Consider the following 15,407-nt stretch of genomic DNA (forward strand, 5'->3'; position numbering starts at 1 on the left):
ACCCTGGGCCCTGCAAACCCTCGAAGAAAGGCACACTCATGAGCACCTTCATCACCGGTATTTCCGAGCTGCGCACCGTCTCAGAGCTCGGCACCATCAAAGACGCCGCAATGCTTATCGACGACGGCGTGGTCACCTGGGTCGGCCCCGCCAACGAGGCGCCAGCTGAGGCGGCGAAGGCGGCGGAAACTGTAGACGTCGAGAAGCGAGCTGTGCTCCCTGGCTGGGTGGATTCCCACACGCACATGGTCTTCGACGGCAACCGCGCCGAGGAGTTCGAGGCGCGCATGGCCGGCGAAGGCTACGCCGCCGGCGGCATCGCCGTGACCATGGAAGCCACCCGCTCCGCGGGCGAGGAGCGCCTGGACAAACTGGTGGCGGAGCGCATCGCCGCGGCGCAGGCGCTGGGCACCACCACCTTTGAAACCAAGACCGGCTACGGCCTCAACGTCGAATCCGAGGCCGAGGCCGCGCGCGTGGCAGCCCGCCACGTCGACGAAGTCACCTTCCTCGGCGCCCACCTCGTGCCGCCGGGGGCGGACGCCGACGAGTACCTCGACGAGGTCGTCGGCCCGATGCTCGACGCGGTAAAGGACCACGTGCAGTGGATCGACGTGTTCTGCGAGCGCGGCGCGTTCAACGAGGAGCAGTCCCGCCGCGTCCTCGAGGCCGGCAAGGCCGCTGGCCTGGGCGTTCGCGTGCACGGCAACCAGCTCGGCGAAGGCCCCGGCGTGAAGCTCGCCGTGGAGACGGGTGCCGCCAGCGTCGACCACGTGAACTACCTGTCCGACGAAGACATCAAGCTGCTGGCCGAGTCGGAGACCGTCGCGACGCTGCTGCCCGCCTGCGACCTGTCCACCCGCGAGGAGCTCGCCCCGGGCCGCAAGCTCATCGACGCCGGCGCAACCGTCGCCATCGCCTCCAACCTGAACCCGGGCACCTCGTACACCTCCTCGATGAACTTCTGCGTCACCACCGCGGTGCTGCAGCAGCGCCTCACCCTCGACGAGGCCATCGAGGCTGCCACCACCGGCGGCGCGAAGGCATTGCGACGCCACAACGTCGGCGACGGCAAGGACCCCCAAGGCCGACCGGCGAAGGGCACCCTCGTGCCCGGCGCGGCCGCCGACCTGCACATCCTCGACGCCGAGAACGCCATCAACCTGGCGTACCGCCCGGGCATGCCGATCACCTGGCAGACCTGGGTCGCAGGCCAAAAGGTCTACGGCTAGGCGCCCGGCCCCCGCGTCCCAGCGCCCGCGTCCCAGCGCCCCAAATTCGCGGATCCAGCTAGTAAGACCCAGCTATTCGCCGAAAATCAGCGAATAGCTGGGTCTTACTAGCTGGATTTGGCCGTTAGCCCGCGCCCGAAACCGGCCGAGCGTTAAAGGTAGTCGTAGTTGATCTCGGTCTCCGGGTCGAAGAACACCACGCCACCTTCCATTGGGCGCAGGTAGATGGTGTCGCCGTGGTTGACTTCGATGCCGCGTGGAACCTTGACCGTGATGCGGTCGCCACGCACCGCGATGACGTTGTCGGCCGTTTCCCGGCGGTGCCCGTAGACGTAAAGATCGGAGCCGAGGTGCTCCACAATGTCGACCTCAACCGGCAACCCGTAATGCTCACCCGGCTGATTCACGCCGACGATCTCCCAGTTCTCCGGGCGCACACCGACGATCACGCGATCGGACTCCACTTTGGCGGCAAGCTCACGCGTAATGAAATAGTCCAGCGCGTGGCCCTTGCCGCCGACGACGTGACCGTCGATGAACGGCACGTTGTCAATCAACGTCATCGCCGGCGAACCGATAAACGATGCGACGAACGTGTTGCCCGGGTTGTTGTACAGGTTCGCCGGGGTATCAACCTGCTGAATGATGCCTTTCTTCAGCACGCAAACCCGATCACCCATGGTCATTGCCTCGGTCTGATCGTGAGTGACGTAGACCGTGGTGGTGCGCAACTTGCGTTGCAGCTGCAGAATCTGCGCGCGGGTGGACACACGCAGCTTGGCGTCCAGGTTGGACAGCGGTTCGTCCATGAGGAACACCTTCGGCTCACGCACGATTGCCCGCCCCATGGCCACGCGCTGCCGCTGACCACCGGACATCGCCGCAGGCTTTTTGTCCAGGAGATCCTCGAGCTCCAGCATCTTCGCCGCGAAGTCCACCCGTTCCTTGATGGTCGCTTTATCCGCCTTGGCGTTTTCCAACGCGAACGCCATATTCTGGCGCGCCGTCATATTTGGATAGAGAGCGTAAGACTGGAACACCATGGCGACGTCGCGGTCACGCGGACGCGTTTCCGTCACGTCCTCGCCGTCGATGAAGATCTGCCCTTCATCTACCGGCTCCAACCCTGCGAGCATACGCAGCGTCGTCGACTTGCCGCAGCCGGACGGACCGACCAGAACGAGGAACTCACCGTCGGCGATGTCCAGACTGATGCGGCTGACCGCAGGCGGGCGCGACGGATCGTAGATACGGGACGCTTGGCTGAACTCAACGGTTGCCATGGGCGGCTCCTTCTTTCGCTCGAGCCTGGAAGGCTACTTGTCCAGCTTCGGGGTGATGTCGCGGTCGATAACCTGCTGGGTTTCCTTGTCCAGGTCCGCGAAGACCTTCTCCACGTCCTGGCCGCCAACGGTGATTTTGTCCAGTGCACCACCAATGCGCTTGCCGCCGCCCGGCACAAACACGCGCGCGAAGTCCTGCGGCTTGGTGTTTTCGTTGAGCTGCTTAATGGCAGTCTCCGCGTTCGGGTTCTCATCCAGGAACTTGCGCTCCTCCGGGTTGTCCAGTGCGTCCTTACGCACCGGCATGTAGCCGGTCTTCTGAGAGAACATGATGGTGTTCTCGGTGTTGGTGATGAAGTCGATGAACTTCACGGCGTTCTTCTTGCGCGCGTCCGAGATGCCGTTCGGAACAGCCAGGCCAGCACCGCCCGTAGCCGCGGACGGGCCGGGCCCCGGCAGGTAGGTGGTGATAAACGGCACCGTTGCGGACTCCTTCAGACCACCCAGCGAGCCGGTGGATTCAAGCAGTCCAGAGACGTTGCCGTTGCCGAATGCCACGGTCGGGTCGGTACCGATCTCGATGTGGCCCTTGTTCACCTGATCCTGCAGAAACTTCGCAGCCTCGATGGTCTTTGGATCCGAGAACTTCGGCTCCCACTCGTTGGAGTAGCCGCCACCGAAGGCCCAGACCATGCCCTGGAAGTACCAGTCCAGGTAGCTGGAACCGTCCGGGATGGTCAGCGCCGGCTTACCCGTCTTCTCTGTGAGCTTGGCTGCCCACGCGTCGAACTCCTGCCAGGTCTCAGGACCGCGGTCCGTGGGCAGACCAGCGGCAGCCAGGTCGTCGGTGTTCCAGTACATCAGGTTGGTCGAGCGGGAGTACGGGACACCGTAGTGCTTGCCCTCATAGAGGTAATCGTCGCGCAGGGTGTCCACGTAGGACTCGTAATTGATGTCCTCGGACTCCCACAGATCGTTCAGCGGGGTGGTGGCATCGTTCAGGGCGAAGTTGAACCAGGTCACGTCGGAGGCGACAATGACGTCCGGCAGGTCCGAGCCAGCAAGCGCAGCGTTGAACTTTTGCGCCAGCTCTTCGTAGCTCGCGCCGCCGTCGACAAGCTCGACGCTCAGATCCGGGTTTTCCTTCTCAAACGCCTCGATGAGTTCCAGCTCGAGGTCGCGGGAGTTACCCGGGTGGTTAGACCAGAAGACGATCTTGTTCTCGTCGCCGCCGTTACCGCCGCCGGTGTTACCGCCGTCGCTGGTGGAGCCACCTGCGCAAGCAGTCAGGGAAACAGCGGTGAGGGCAGCCAGGGCAGCAGCACCGAGACGTTTGGTCAGTGAGTTGTTAGACATGGGAATCTCCATTCTTGGATTGGTATAGGGAGTTTGTAGTTAGCCCTTGACGGCACCCGCAGTCAGGCCCTTGATCATCTGTTTTTGCAAAAAGAGGAACACGATAATCATGGGCAAAGTGGTCAACACGGTGCCGGCCATGACGGGCGCCCAGTTGGTCAGACCCTCTGCATCCTGCAGTCGGGTCAGGCCCACTGGCAGTGTCGCCGCAGCCGGGGTGTCCGTGATGAGGAACGGCCAGAGGTACTGGTTCCATTCGTTAACCACAGTTATCAGCAGGAACGCCGACAAGGTCGGCCAGGACATGGGCAAGACAACCTTGAACAGCTTCGCGAAAAAGCCGGCGCCGTCCATCTCCGCTGCTTCCAAGATTTCGACCGGAAGCGATTGGAAGTGGTTGCGCATGAGGAAGCAGCCGAAAGCCACACCTGCCAGAGGCACGATCACACCGGTCCAGGTATCGCGCCACCCCAGGGATGCGGCGAGCGAGTAGTTGGAAATGATGGTGATCTGGTTGGGCACCATCAATGCCGCGATTACCAGAAGAAAAAGCAAGTTCCTCCCCGGGAAGCGAAGGAACGCGAAGGCGTACGCAGACAACACACCGAGCACCACCTCGATCACGGTGAGGATGAGCGTGATGCCGATGGAGTTACGCAGGTACTGCGGGAAACCGGACGTTTCCCACACACGCGCGTAGTTCTCCGGGACAATCGGTTCCGGCCAGAACGAAATCGGATCCGAGTACACGTCCTGATAGGTCTTGAACGAAGTGATCACGATGAAGTACAGCGGAACCAGAATCATCAGCACCGTGAGCACGAGCGCGATGTAGCCGAGGACTTTCATGCCCTTCGAGCTGGTCTCCGCAGGTGCTTCTTTACGATTGCGCTGAGCATCGGTGATCACCGGCTCGCCCGACGCTTGGCTTCCCGGCACAGGCGGCAGCGAATCCTCGTCCCGCACGACCGCTGCCGGGATCTGTGACACCGGTTTTGTGGCCTTGCCTGAATCAGCTGAGAATTTTGTCGACATTTACTTGTCCAACCTTTCCTGCAGCTTGATCTGGAGCACAGTGATAACCAGGACAATCAGGAACATGATCGTGGCCACGGCAGCGCCGTAGCCCGCGCGTCCGTTGACGAAGGTCTCGGTATACACCTGGAAAACCATCGTCGTGGTGCCGTAAGTGAACGGGCCGCCCCTGGTCATCGCATTGATGATGTCGAAGACCTGGAAGGAGCTGAGCAGCACGGTGATCAGGAGAAAGAACGTGGTGCCGCGCAGCTGCGGCAGCACGACGCGGAAGAAGTGGCGGGACGATGACGTGCCGTCGATCTCGGCTGCCTCGTCCAGGTCGCGGCGACGCCCCTGCAGGGCGGCAAGGTAGATGACGAAGACGTAACCGACGTTTTTCCAGATGTAAGTCACCGTGATCATGAACAAGGCCCAGCCGGAGTTTTGGTAGAAATTCGGCACCGGGATGTTCATCAGGTTGAGGAAGTACTGGATGAGCCCGTACCGCGGGTCGAATACAAACTGGAACGCCACACCGATCGCAGCGCCTGCGATGACGTACGGGGCAAAGACCATCGATCGTACTGCAGCGCGGCCGAAAAGTTTCTGGTCCAACAGGACTGCAAGCACAAGTCCGATCACCATCGACCCAGCGACAGCGAAGAGAGTGAAGATGAGGGTGTTCCAAACGATGGTCTTGGTTTCCGGGGCTTGGAACCAATCGATGTAGTTCTGTAGCCCTACCCACGTCATCGTTGGCGAGGAAATGTTCCAGTTGTAGAACGAAATTCGAATGTTATCTACCAACGGACGGTAGGTGAACAGGATGAGCAGCAGCAGGTTCGGGCCAATCAGCAAAGTGGCCAGCCCTACCTGGCGCCAGTCAACTTTCCGTCGTCCCCTCCCGCGGGATGCCGCGTACTCTTCGGAGACTTCAGGCTCCACGGAGACAGCCGGAATCGTCGCATTCATGCAGAGCACCGTAAGCTCTGCTGATGAACGAACAGTAAACTTAAAGTAGTCTTAAAGAAAACGTTGATCGAACGGATCGTGCTCGTAAAAAATTCTATGTCGCGGGGCAACGTCATATGTTCGCACCATTTTCATGCCAGCATTTCTGAGTGGCGTGTGAAAACGACGGAACCGGCCACCCCGCGTTCAGGGTGACCGGTTGGATCTCCTCGCTAGATGGTCACCTGGCGGGACTTGATGTTGTCCAACTGCTTGCGCTCGTCGGCAGACAGTGCGGCGTCGTTGGCGTACTCCGCCTCGATCTTCGTGTTCAGCGCGGTCAGCGCCTCCTCATATGAGCCTGCCTCCACGGACGGGTCGAGGTCGAACACCGGCACGACCAGGCCGTGGGTGCGGAAGGCGCCGGCGAACTTGGTGCCTTCGCCCAGGTTCAGCTCGCCGCGTGCGGCGATGCGGGCCAGAGCGGAGAGCATCTGCGCCTCGTTGTCCTCGGTGCGTACCCAGCGGATGTGGGCCTTGCCGCCGCCGGGGTTGACCCACCAGATCGCGCCCGGCAGGTCCGCGCCGACCTTCTCGGACGGCAGGACGGCGTCGTTGGCCTGCTGCAGCGCCTGCTGGATCTGCGGCGGCACTGCGGCACCTTCAGGGAACCACCAGGAGAAGTCCTGGTAGGTGGTGATCTCGGGCGTCGCGTCTGCGTCGATAAGCGAAGTGAGCTCCGGCTGCGAACCATCGGCGACGGTGGACTGCAGCGTCTCGCCCGGCTTCGCGTCGACGACCCAGTTCAGGGCGTACGCGAGGTCGCGGCCCGGGTTCTGGGAGTGGGAGGTGACCTGCAGGGCCACGAAACGCTCGCCTCCCTGCGACTCCTCGCGCACCAGCGCGGCGCCGGCGCCCGGCAGCACGCTGGCGATGTTCACCGGGGTGCCCTTGATGTCATAGGTGGTCACAGCGGACGGCACGAACTCCTGCAGGGCGACCAGGTCGGCCTCTGCGGCTAGGCCGCCGAACGGGCGGGGGTCCTTCTGCAGCTTCTCGCGCTCGGCAGCGCGGGCGGCCAGCTTGGCCTCGCGACGGGTCATGCCCTCGGGCAGGTCCTCGCGGTTCTTCTTCTTTTTCGGCTTGCGTTGCACCATGGGCGCAAATCTACAGCACACCCATGTCCGCCAAGGCTTAAGACAGTGTCTCCAGCGCGATGTGCGGCAGGTCGGTGCCGATTAATGACGCACCGTTTTCTTTCAGCCACACCATGTCCCTAGGCAGGTTCACGGTCCACACGTAGGTACGGAACCGTCCGTCGAGAAGCTCAGGCTGCGCTTTGGCTTGCCGCACACTCGGTCCTGCATCGCAGTCCCCCACAGGCGAAAACGTCCCATTCACCAGCAGAAACGTGTCGATATCTGGGAGCAATCGCTGGGACCGCTCAATCGCGCCAGGATCGAAAGAAATAAGGTGGACCCGCTCGTCCACGTCCATTCCGCGTGAGCGCAGCACCTCGGCGACTGCCTCCTCGAGCGCCGCGCCGAACGGCGATGGGTGCTTCGTCTCAATCAGAATGTGTTTGCCGGGATATCGGTCGAGCAGATCCAGCAGCTCGTCCAGCAGCATGATCTGCTGCGGATCATCGTTGGTGCCGACGTTGAGTTTGCGGAGCTCGTCGATAGTCATCTGCGCAACTTCGCCGGCGCCATCCGAAGTGCGGTCCACGGTGAGGTCGTGAATAACCACCACCTGGCCGTCCTTGGAAAGGTTTACGTCGCACTCGATACCTACGATGTCCAGCTTGAGCGCTTCTTCGAACGCACGGCGCGTGTTCTCTGGGTAAAGCCCGTTGAAGCCACGGTGGGCGATAATGCCGGCCATCGTCGCCCCTACCCCGCCACCGCCGCGGCCGGCACCTGCTCGAACGCAGCGAGTGCGACGTCCGGGAGGTCGGTGGCGATGACATCGACGCCGTTGTCGGCGCACCAACGCATCTGGCGTGGGGTGTTCACGGTCCAGGTGTAGGTGCGCAACCCCCGGTAGCCCAGCAACTCGCGGCGTATTTGCAGGTGCTGTAGCGCAGGCCCGACGCCATAGGGGCGGGAGAACATGTGGTTCTTCTTGTTCCACCGCATCTCTTTAAGGCGGAACAGGTAGAAGGTCTCCAGCTCGGGCGCCATGTGGGTGAAGTAGCGCACGGCGCGGTGGGAAAACGAGATCACGTGCACGTTCTCGGATTCGTGTAGCCCGGCGTAACGCAGGGTGCGGAGTGTCTGCTCGTCCACTTCGGGCCCGTAGATGGTGGGGTGTTTGGTTTCGATGTAGATGTGCTTGTCGGGGTAGTCCTGCATCAGTTCAAGCAGTTCTTCCAGGCACATGATTTGCTGCGGCTCGTCGGCGGTTCCGCAGTTGAGCCGGCGCAAATCAGCGAAGTCCATGCAGTCCACGCGACCGCGGCCGTCGGTGGTGCGGTTGACCGAAGCGTCGTGGAAGACCACCACGCGCCCGTCGCGGCTCAAGCGCACGTCGCATTCGATGCCGTGGATGGGCAGTTTCAACGCTTCTTCGAACGCCCGGCGCGTCAGCTCCGGGTGGTGGCCGGAGAATCCGCGGTGCGCAACAATCTTGGGAACCCTCAGTTCGCTCACGGCCCCTGAGGCTACCCGCGCGCAGCGGGCCCCGCGACCGGAATATTTTTGGAACAATCGCTTCCGTGCCTTCCAACTTCCTCGACCACGCCCGCAAGGCTTTGCATCAGCTGCCGGATGCGCTGCAACGCGCGCGTTCGCGCTATTCCGTCAGGCGCGACGGTGTGCTGGCGTTGCCGATGGGCGTGTTGGAGGTGTTGGCCGACATTTCCCCGGGCGTGCGCATGGGCGGTCTGCGCCGTTTGCCGCCGAGTTTCCGCGCGGGGCTTGCGGGGGCTGAGGTGGCGACGTGGGGTGCGGTGTCGCCGTCGCTGCTGCCGCACAGTTGGTGGGCGACAGCGGCGAACGTGGGTGTGTTGCAGGGCATGGGCCATGGCTTTGCGACGGTAGCTTCGCAAGCCCTCCGCCCCGTCCGCTCCGACGAACCGCAGAGTTTGCTTCCGGCCCCGGTGCGCCTGGCCATGACCGGGGTGACCGCCGGCGTGTTTGCCACGTCGTTGCGCAGACGCGCGCACCAGGAACAGCTGTTGGAAAGCGACGAGAAGTTCAAGGTCAGCCCGCAGATCCTTGGCATCACGCTGGGCACGCTGGGCTACGGCGTGGTGCTGCTGATCGGCGACGCGATCCAGGCGTTCATCGACGCGATCAACGAGCTGTTGGGCAAGAAGCTGCCGCCGGTGGCGTCCTGGCCGCTGGCGATCGCGGGCGGCGGCGCCCTGCTGATTTTGGTGGGCGACCAGATGGTGGTGCGCCGCTTCGCGGTGCGCGTAAGCCGCCAGGCCCAGGAGCTGGATCGCGAGTTCATGCGTGGCGCGGACCAGCCACAGCGCGCCGAGCGTTCCGGTTCGCCTGACTCGCTGGTGGATTGGGACACGATGGGTCGCCAGGGCCGCGCGGTGGCGGCCGGCGGGCCGCGCAAGGCCGACATTGAGCGCCTGCTCGAGGGCGAGGCGATGGAGCCGATCCGCATCTTCGTGGGCCTGGACTTGGGCACGGAGGACACCCCGGATTTCGAGGCTATGGCCGCCGTCGCAATCAAGGAGATGCACCGCACCGGCGCCTTCGAACGCAGCCACATCGCGGTGATGTCGGCGGCGGGCACGGGGTGGATCAACGACTTTCACACCTCGGGCTTCGAGTTTGTCACCCGCGGCGACTCGGCCGTGGTGGCCATGCAGTACTCCTACCTACCTTCGGCGTATTCGTACTTGGCGGACCGCAAAAACCCGGTGAACTCCTCGCGCGTGCTCATCGAGGCGATCCGCCGCGAGCTGGAGAGAATCGACCCTCACGATCGCCCGAAGCTGTACGTCGGTGGCGAGTCGCTGGGCGCGTACGGGGTCTCGGACGCGTTCGAAACCGTCGAGGAGTTCCTCGAGCACACCTCAGGCGGCGTGTTCACCGGCACGCCCGGGTTTGCCCGCAACCACAGCTACCTGACCAGGCACCGCGAGAAGGGCTCTCCGCAGCGCCTCCCGCTTATCGACGGCGGCCGCCACGTCCGCTTCACCGCCCATCCCGCACACCTGCGCCACGACTTCCGTGGCAACGCCTACCGCAACAGCTGGGAAGAACCCCGCTTTGTGTTTGCCCAGCACGCCTCCGACCCAGTGGTGTGGTGGGAGCCGTCCCTGGCGTGGAAGGCCCCGGACTGGCTGCGCGAGCCCGGCTCGCGCGGCGAACCCGCCCCCGCCGCCCAGCACTTGGACGCGCTGGACACGATGCGGTGGATGCCGCTGGTGACGTACTGGCAGGTGGGCATTGACCAGCTGCCGTCAAAGAACTACCCCTCACCGCACGGGCACAACTACCACGATGAGACGGTCGCCTATTGGAACGCGGTCATCCACGGCGCGGGCGACGACGCGCACGCCCAAGCGCTTTCCCGCCCCGAGCTGGTGCGTGTGTCACGCTGGATCCACAACGACGCCACGAAGACCCGAATGCCGACGGACGGTTTCCCTTCTAAGCACGGCTACTAGCTAGATCCCGCAGGCCACGCCGGTGGAGTGGTGCGGGCAGTAGCCGTTTGGCACCTTGTGCAGGTACTGCTGGTGCTCTTCCTCGGCCAGGTAGTAGCGCACGCCGCCGGCCTCCGCGGATTTCACCTCGGTGGTGATGTCGCCGTAACCGGCGCTTTGCAGGTCCTGCTCATACTGGCGGATCCACCCGCGGATCTGCTGCGCCTCTTCTTCGGTGTCGGTGTAGAAGGCGGAGCGGTACTGCGTGCCCACGTCGTTGCCCTGGCGGTAGCCCTGCGTCGGGTCGTGCGCCTCCAGCGCAGCCTTCACAATTTCTTTCAGCGTGATCACCTCCGGGTCGTAGACCACCTCCACCGCTTCGACGTGGTTGGTCTGACCGCTGCACACCTCGCGGTAGGTCGGGTTCGGGGTGATCCCGCCGGCGTAGCCCACCGACGTGGAGTTCACGCCGTCCATCTGCCAGTACATCTTCTCCGCGCCCCAGAAGCAGCCGATGCCCACCAGCACGCGTTTTTGTCCCTCGCGCCACGGCCCCGTGGTGGGTGTGCCCAGCACGGCGTGCTCGCGCGGGTTGGCGAGGATGGGCTCGGGGCGGCCGGGGAGGGCGGAGTTGGCGTCGACAAGCTTTGGCTCAGGTGCGAAAAGAAATCCCATGCCCCCTACAACGGATTACCTCACAACACTGTTCCCAAATTTTCTCTACCATGGGGCCCGCAACTGATTCGCAGACGAAAGGAATCAATCATGGCTGTTTACGAGCTTCCCGATCTCCCCTACGCATACGACGCGCTGGAGCCGCACATCTCCTCTGAGATTATGACGCTGCACCACGACAAGCACCACGCGACCTACGTCGCTGGCGCCAACGCCGCTCTCGAGGCCCTCGAGGCTGAGCGCAACGGTGAGGCTAACCCGGACCGCCTGCGCGCCCTGTCCAAGAACCTGGCGTTCAACCTGGGTGGCCACACCAACCACTCCATCTTCTGGAAGAACATGGCGCCGAACGCTGGCGGCAACCCGACCGGCGAGATCGCTGAGGCGATCGACCGCGACTTCGGTTCCTTCGAGGCCTTCAAGAAGCAGTTCGCTGGCGTGGCCACCGGCCTGCAGGGCTCCGGCTGGGCAGTGCTCGGCTACGACCACATCGCCGGCCGCCTGATCATCCAGCAGCTGACCGACCAGCAGGGCAACATCTCCGTGGACTTCACCCCGGTGCTCATGCTGGATATGTGGGAGCACGCGTTCTACCTGCAGTACAAGAACGTCAAGGCTGACTACGTTGAGGCATGGTGGAACGTTGTCAACTGGGACGACGTCAACGAGCGTTACGCAAAGGCATCCGCTTAACGACGTTAAGCTACCGCCCTTCCCCGGCCCCGCACATTTGTGCCCGGCCGGGGTTTTTCTTTCCTAGCATGGTGGGCATGCAGAAAGGCAGCCCGGAATACCGTCGCGCAACGTGGGCCATGCTCGCATTCGGGCTAGCCATCTTCAACGCGTTGTACGCAACACAAGCGCTGCTGCCCACGCTCACCACGGAGTTGGCGGTGAGCCCGTCCACCGCCGCGCTGACCGTCTCCGCCGCCACCGGCGCGCTCGCACTGTGCGTGGTGCCTGCCTCCATCCTGTCGGAGAAGTACGGCCGCGGGCGCGTGCTGGTGGTCTCGGCGCTGGGCGCGACCGCGCTCGGCCTCGCACTCCCGCTGGCGCAGACGGCGGGGCAACTCATCGCGTTGCGCGCGGTGCAGGGCGCGCTCATCGCCGGCACCCCGGCTGTTGCCATGACCTGGTTGTCCGAAGAACTCGATTCGCGCGACCTGCCCGGCGCGATGGGCCTGTACATCGCCGGTAACTCCATCGGGGGCTTAAGCGGGCGCCTTATCCCCGCCGGGCTTCTGGAGGTCACCTCCTGGCGATGGGCCATGTTCGGCAGCGCGCTCGTGGCGTTCACCTTGGCGGCCTTGGCGGCGTGGGCGTTGCCGCAGCAGCGCAACTTCGTGCCGAAGGCGTCGATACGCCCCAGCGTCGAAGTGGGCGCGATGCTGGGCCACCTGCGCAACCCGCGGCTGGTGGGGCTGTATGCCACCGCGTTCATCGCCATGGGCGTGTTCGTGTCCATGTACAACTTCTTCGGCTTCCGCGCCGTGCTTGACTACGGGCTGCCCGCGGCACTGTCGGGCCTGGTGTACGTGGTGTACCTGTCCGGCACCTGGTCCAGCGCGCGGGCCGGGGCACTTTCACGACGCTACGGGCGCGGCGTGGTCGTGCTCGCCTCCGCGACGATGATGTTGTTGGGCGCATTGGCCGTCGCAGCGCCGAGCCTCTGGATCGCTTTGGCGGGCCTGCTGGTGTTCACCGCCAGCTTCTTCGCGCTGCACTCCACGGCCTCCGGTTGGGTCGGGCTCATTGCCGAGCGCGACCGCGCAGAAGCGTCCAGCATGTACGTGTTCTGCTACTACATGGGCTCGTCCATCCTGGGTGCGGCGACCGGCTGGGCGTACGAGGGTTTGCCGTGGGCAGGGTTCGTCGCGGTGCTGGTGGCGCTGCTCGGCGGGCTGGCACTGGTGTCAACGGCGCTGTGGAAGGCGGAGCGGTACTGATCTGCTAGTTGCGCAAAAGTACCACTAGCAGATCCGCTCCTTACTGGCACTCAGTTTCAACATCACCTGGGCAATCAGAAAGTTGGACACGTGATCTGCTAGTTGCCCCAAATGATGAACTAGCAGATTCGATTACACGCTGCCGAACTCCGGCACGCCCGGCGCGCCGGCGTCCAGGAAGTCGCGCACCGCGCGGGTGGCGCGGCAGTCGTCCTCGTTGTAGCGCAGCAGCATGTCGCGGGCAGCCTGGTCGCCAAACCGGGCGGCGCGGCGCAGGGCGAGGGAGCGCTCGCCGTCGACGTCGTCGTCTTCCCACTCAAAGCCGACCACCGGACCAAGCACCTTCAGGCCCAGCCCGTCGGTGCCCACGAGCGAACGGCGCACATGGGCGAACACGTCCACCCACTCGTCGGAGGCGATGAACGCGGCAACTTCCCCGGCATCTACGGAGGCGAAGCGCTTGGCCGACGAGCGCAGCCAGTGGTTCTCCCCGCCCGCGGCGTAGCAGTAGGCGCGGAAGGTCTTGCCCTCCGCATGCGCCGCGGCCCGTCGCGCCATCAGCCAGGACCAGAACGCGGCGAAGTTTTCCTCCTCGGCGTCGCCGCCGACCTCGTCCCAGGTAGCGAAGGCGCGGTAGTCGGTGCTGTCGAAGGTACCCCACAGGTAGGCCCCTTGGTCCAGGTATGCCTCCATGTCCACGTCCACCTCCACGTCGGCGCGGGGTGCGGGCGTGAAATCGGATCGCCGCAGGATGGGAATGCCGGCGCGCCAGGCGCGGGCGAGGGCGGCGGGTTCGGGCGGAGCTTCGTCGATAAGCTGCTGCACCGTATGGATGCCGCGCTCACGCCAGTAGTCGCCGCGGCCGCCCGGAAGCAGCAGCGAGATGTCGTCGAGCTCAACCAGGCGCGGCTCGCACAATGGCCAAAAACGGCAGGTGGCGCACTGTTTCAACCGCTTGGGCTCGTCTGGCAGCGGCGCCAGCAGCGCGCCGATAAGCGACTCGATGTAGCGCTCCGGCTCGCACAGGTACGCGCGCGTGCGGTCCTGCCCGATCACAGCCGCGCGGCCGTCCGCGCGCTCACCGAGCAGCAGGTGCGCAAGCGTGACGCGATAGCCGTCCACGGTGTGGTGGCGCGCCTTCGCGTGCACCGTCAACGGCTGGGCCAGGCCCAGGCGCCCGGTGGGGATCATGAAAAGCTCGGCGCTCGGATGAGCCCGCGCCACTCGGTGGTTGGAAATCACCACGGGCAAATACCCGGCGTCGGTGCGCACGAGCACGTCCACGTCCGCCTCCGCGTCTATGCCCTCCACCGCGCCAACCAAGGTGGCGTTGGTGATCAGGTGCGCGCGGCGTCGAAAAGCATCCTGCGTTGCGGCCACACGGTCCGACCCGGGGTCGATGTCCACACGCACAAAAGTCTTGCCGGCGCCGTCGCCCACCGCGCGTTTGACGGGCAGCAGGTCGAACACGGTGGCGCGGGCGGCGTCGATCTGCGGCTGGCGCAGCAGCGCCTCCGGCAATTCGGGTACGTCCGGGTGCGCGCGGCGCTGCCGCTGGCGGAAGCGGCAGCCCACGAGGTCTGAAGCACGCACAGGTTCGTTACTCACAATGCCTCAAACGATACCTGGGCAGGGGTAGTGCCCCGGAAGGTACAGTGAATGGGCGTTAGAGCGAACGATTAGAGGAGATAAAACCATGGGTGTTTTCGAGGCCATCCGCAAGTCCCGCGCCAAGACGAAGGCCGAGGTCAAGGCCGCGCAGTCGCACGCACGCCAGCTGGCCAAGCAGGAGGCGAAGGCCGACGAGCGCGTGGCCAAACTCCTGGACAAGGCGGAAAAGCGCCTGCTCAAGGAAGAGAAGAAGGGCCTGAAGCGCAAGCGGAAGCACGAGAAGGACCTGGCCAAGGCGCACCTGAAGCGCATCCAGGAGTCCGGCATCACCCAGAAGAAGGCGAAGCAGTGGGTCTCCGCCGCACGCGTGCTGGTGCCGGTGCTGCTGCCGCTGGCGTACAAGGCGCTGACCTCCCTCCAGCAGGGCCAGGTGAACAACCGCGCCGCCGGTCTGGGGCTGACGTCGCAGGATCTCGCGCGCCACTCCGGCCGCGGCGCCGAGCTCAAGGCGCGTATCGACGCCGTCCGGCAGAACGTCGAGCACACCGACAACCTCGGCGAGGGCTTCAAGGGCGACGCGCGCGTGCGCCTGGACGAGCTGGAGCAGGCCGTGCGCAACGCCGAGCACGCCAACCCGGAGCAGCGCCGCCTAGCGCACAACTCCATCGACGAGGACCTGAACAAGCTGGCGGCAGAAGTGCACGCCAAGCTGTCCAAATAAGCC

At 64.3% G+C, this 15,407-nt stretch carries 14 protein-coding genes; 5 read left to right on the plus strand and 9 right to left on the minus strand.

Going from position 1 to position 15,407, the window contains the following annotated elements; translation table 11 throughout:
• Positions 1-38: 38 nt before the first annotated feature.
• Entirely contained in the window at positions 39-1,232 is a 1,194-nt protein-coding gene (gene hutI / locus CAFEA_RS10565; RefSeq protein WP_063937165.1) for an imidazolonepropionase, read from the plus strand.
• Between the two features lie 152 nt (positions 1,233-1,384).
• Here the strand turns inward: hutI and CAFEA_RS10570 are convergent, their stop codons facing one another.
• The 7 genes from CAFEA_RS10570 to CAFEA_RS10600 form a co-directional block, all read right to left on the minus strand.
• A complete protein-coding gene (locus CAFEA_RS10570) occupies positions 1,385-2,515 on the minus strand; it encodes an ABC transporter ATP-binding protein (protein ID WP_063937164.1) in 1,131 nt (376 codons plus the stop codon).
• 33 nt (positions 2,516-2,548) lie between these two features.
• A complete protein-coding gene (locus CAFEA_RS10575) occupies positions 2,549-3,871 on the minus strand; it encodes an ABC transporter substrate-binding protein (RefSeq protein WP_200803054.1) in 1,323 nt (440 codons plus the stop codon).
• A gap of 39 nt (positions 3,872-3,910) precedes the next feature.
• Entirely contained in the window at positions 3,911-4,720 is an 810-nt protein-coding gene (locus CAFEA_RS10580) for a carbohydrate ABC transporter permease (protein ID WP_238635462.1), read from the minus strand.
• A 186-nt stretch (positions 4,721-4,906) separates the two neighbouring features.
• A complete protein-coding gene (locus CAFEA_RS10585) occupies positions 4,907-5,860 on the minus strand; it encodes a carbohydrate ABC transporter permease (RefSeq protein WP_063937162.1) in 954 nt (317 codons plus the stop codon).
• Between the two features lie 212 nt (positions 5,861-6,072).
• Entirely contained in the window at positions 6,073-6,996 is a 924-nt protein-coding gene (locus CAFEA_RS10590; RefSeq protein ID WP_035000266.1) for a DUF5926 family protein, read from the minus strand.
• A 37-nt stretch (positions 6,997-7,033) separates the two neighbouring features.
• Positions 7,034-7,723: a glycerophosphodiester phosphodiesterase family protein gene (locus tag CAFEA_RS10595; protein ID WP_063937161.1), complete on the minus strand. Its 690-nt coding sequence runs from the start codon at positions 7,721-7,723 to the stop codon at positions 7,034-7,036.
• Positions 7,724-7,731: 8 nt separating this feature from the next.
• Positions 7,732-8,490: a glycerophosphodiester phosphodiesterase gene (locus CAFEA_RS10600; RefSeq protein WP_082855631.1), complete on the minus strand. Its 759-nt coding sequence runs from the start codon at positions 8,488-8,490 to the stop codon at positions 7,732-7,734.
• Positions 8,491-8,555: 65 nt separating this feature from the next.
• Here CAFEA_RS10600 and CAFEA_RS10605 point away from each other — a divergent pair, with 65 nt between their 5' ends.
• Positions 8,556-10,472: an alpha/beta-hydrolase family protein gene (locus tag CAFEA_RS10605; RefSeq protein ID WP_253704912.1), complete on the plus strand. Its 1,917-nt coding sequence runs from the start codon at positions 8,556-8,558 to the stop codon at positions 10,470-10,472.
• Here CAFEA_RS10605 and msrA read toward each other — a convergent pair whose 3' ends face one another.
• A complete protein-coding gene (gene msrA / locus CAFEA_RS10610; protein ID WP_063937160.1) occupies positions 10,473-11,126 on the minus strand; it encodes a peptide-methionine (S)-S-oxide reductase MsrA in 654 nt (217 codons plus the stop codon). It abuts the gene before it with no gap.
• A 90-nt stretch (positions 11,127-11,216) separates the two neighbouring features.
• On the opposite strand from msrA, the gene CAFEA_RS10615 reads away from it, so the two are divergent.
• On the plus strand, positions 11,217-11,819 hold the full coding sequence (locus CAFEA_RS10615) for a superoxide dismutase (protein ID WP_035000270.1): 603 nt from the start codon (positions 11,217-11,219) through the stop codon (positions 11,817-11,819).
• 77 nt (positions 11,820-11,896) lie between these two features.
• Entirely contained in the window at positions 11,897-13,072 is a 1,176-nt protein-coding gene (locus CAFEA_RS10620) for an MFS transporter (RefSeq protein ID WP_253704911.1), read from the plus strand.
• Between the two features lie 132 nt (positions 13,073-13,204).
• Here CAFEA_RS10620 and CAFEA_RS10625 read toward each other — a convergent pair whose 3' ends face one another.
• Complete coding sequence (locus tag CAFEA_RS10625) at positions 13,205-14,680, minus strand: TM0106 family RecB-like putative nuclease (RefSeq protein ID WP_063937158.1); 1,476 nt, start codon at positions 14,678-14,680, stop codon at positions 13,205-13,207.
• Positions 14,681-14,768: 88 nt separating this feature from the next.
• Between CAFEA_RS10625 and CAFEA_RS10630 the strand changes: the two genes are divergently transcribed.
• Positions 14,769-15,404, plus strand: coding sequence for a DUF6474 family protein (locus tag CAFEA_RS10630; protein WP_063937157.1), 636 nt, complete (start codon positions 14,769-14,771; stop codon positions 15,402-15,404).
• Positions 15,405-15,407: the final 3 nt, after the last annotated feature.

Source organism: Corynebacterium afermentans subsp. afermentans, assembly GCF_030408355.1.
Taxonomy (GTDB): domain Bacteria; phylum Actinomycetota; class Actinomycetes; order Mycobacteriales; family Mycobacteriaceae; genus Corynebacterium; species Corynebacterium afermentans.

What these genes read in the sequence shown, in the direction of transcription:
- msrA (WP_063937160.1), bottom strand. Translation starts at nt 11,126, where the DNA reads ATGGGATTTCTTTTCGCACCTGAGCCAAAGCTTGTCGACGCCAACTCC.
- CAFEA_RS10570 (WP_063937164.1), bottom strand. Translation starts at nt 2,515, where the DNA reads ATGGCAACCGTTGAGTTCAGCCAAGCGTCCCGTATCTACGATCCGTCG.
- CAFEA_RS10595 (WP_063937161.1), bottom strand. Translation starts at nt 7,723, where the DNA reads ATGGCCGGCATTATCGCCCACCGTGGCTTCAACGGGCTTTACCCAGAG.
- CAFEA_RS10585 (WP_063937162.1), bottom strand. Translation starts at nt 5,860, where the DNA reads ATGAATGCGACGATTCCGGCTGTCTCCGTGGAGCCTGAAGTCTCCGAA.
- hutI (WP_063937165.1), top strand. Translation starts at nt 39, where the DNA reads ATGAGCACCTTCATCACCGGTATTTCCGAGCTGCGCACCGTCTCAGAG.
- CAFEA_RS10630 (WP_063937157.1), top strand. Translation starts at nt 14,769, where the DNA reads ATGGGTGTTTTCGAGGCCATCCGCAAGTCCCGCGCCAAGACGAAGGCC.
- CAFEA_RS10615 (WP_035000270.1), top strand. Translation starts at nt 11,217, where the DNA reads ATGGCTGTTTACGAGCTTCCCGATCTCCCCTACGCATACGACGCGCTG.
- CAFEA_RS10575 (WP_200803054.1), bottom strand. Translation starts at nt 3,871, where the DNA reads ATGTCTAACAACTCACTGACCAAACGTCTCGGTGCTGCTGCCCTGGCT.
- CAFEA_RS10580 (WP_238635462.1), bottom strand. Translation starts at nt 4,720, where the DNA reads ATGAAAGTCCTCGGCTACATCGCGCTCGTGCTCACGGTGCTGATGATT.
- CAFEA_RS10620 (WP_253704911.1), top strand. Translation starts at nt 11,897, where the DNA reads ATGCAGAAAGGCAGCCCGGAATACCGTCGCGCAACGTGGGCCATGCTC.
- CAFEA_RS10590 (WP_035000266.1), bottom strand. Translation starts at nt 6,996, where the DNA reads ATGGTGCAACGCAAGCCGAAAAAGAAGAAGAACCGCGAGGACCTGCCC.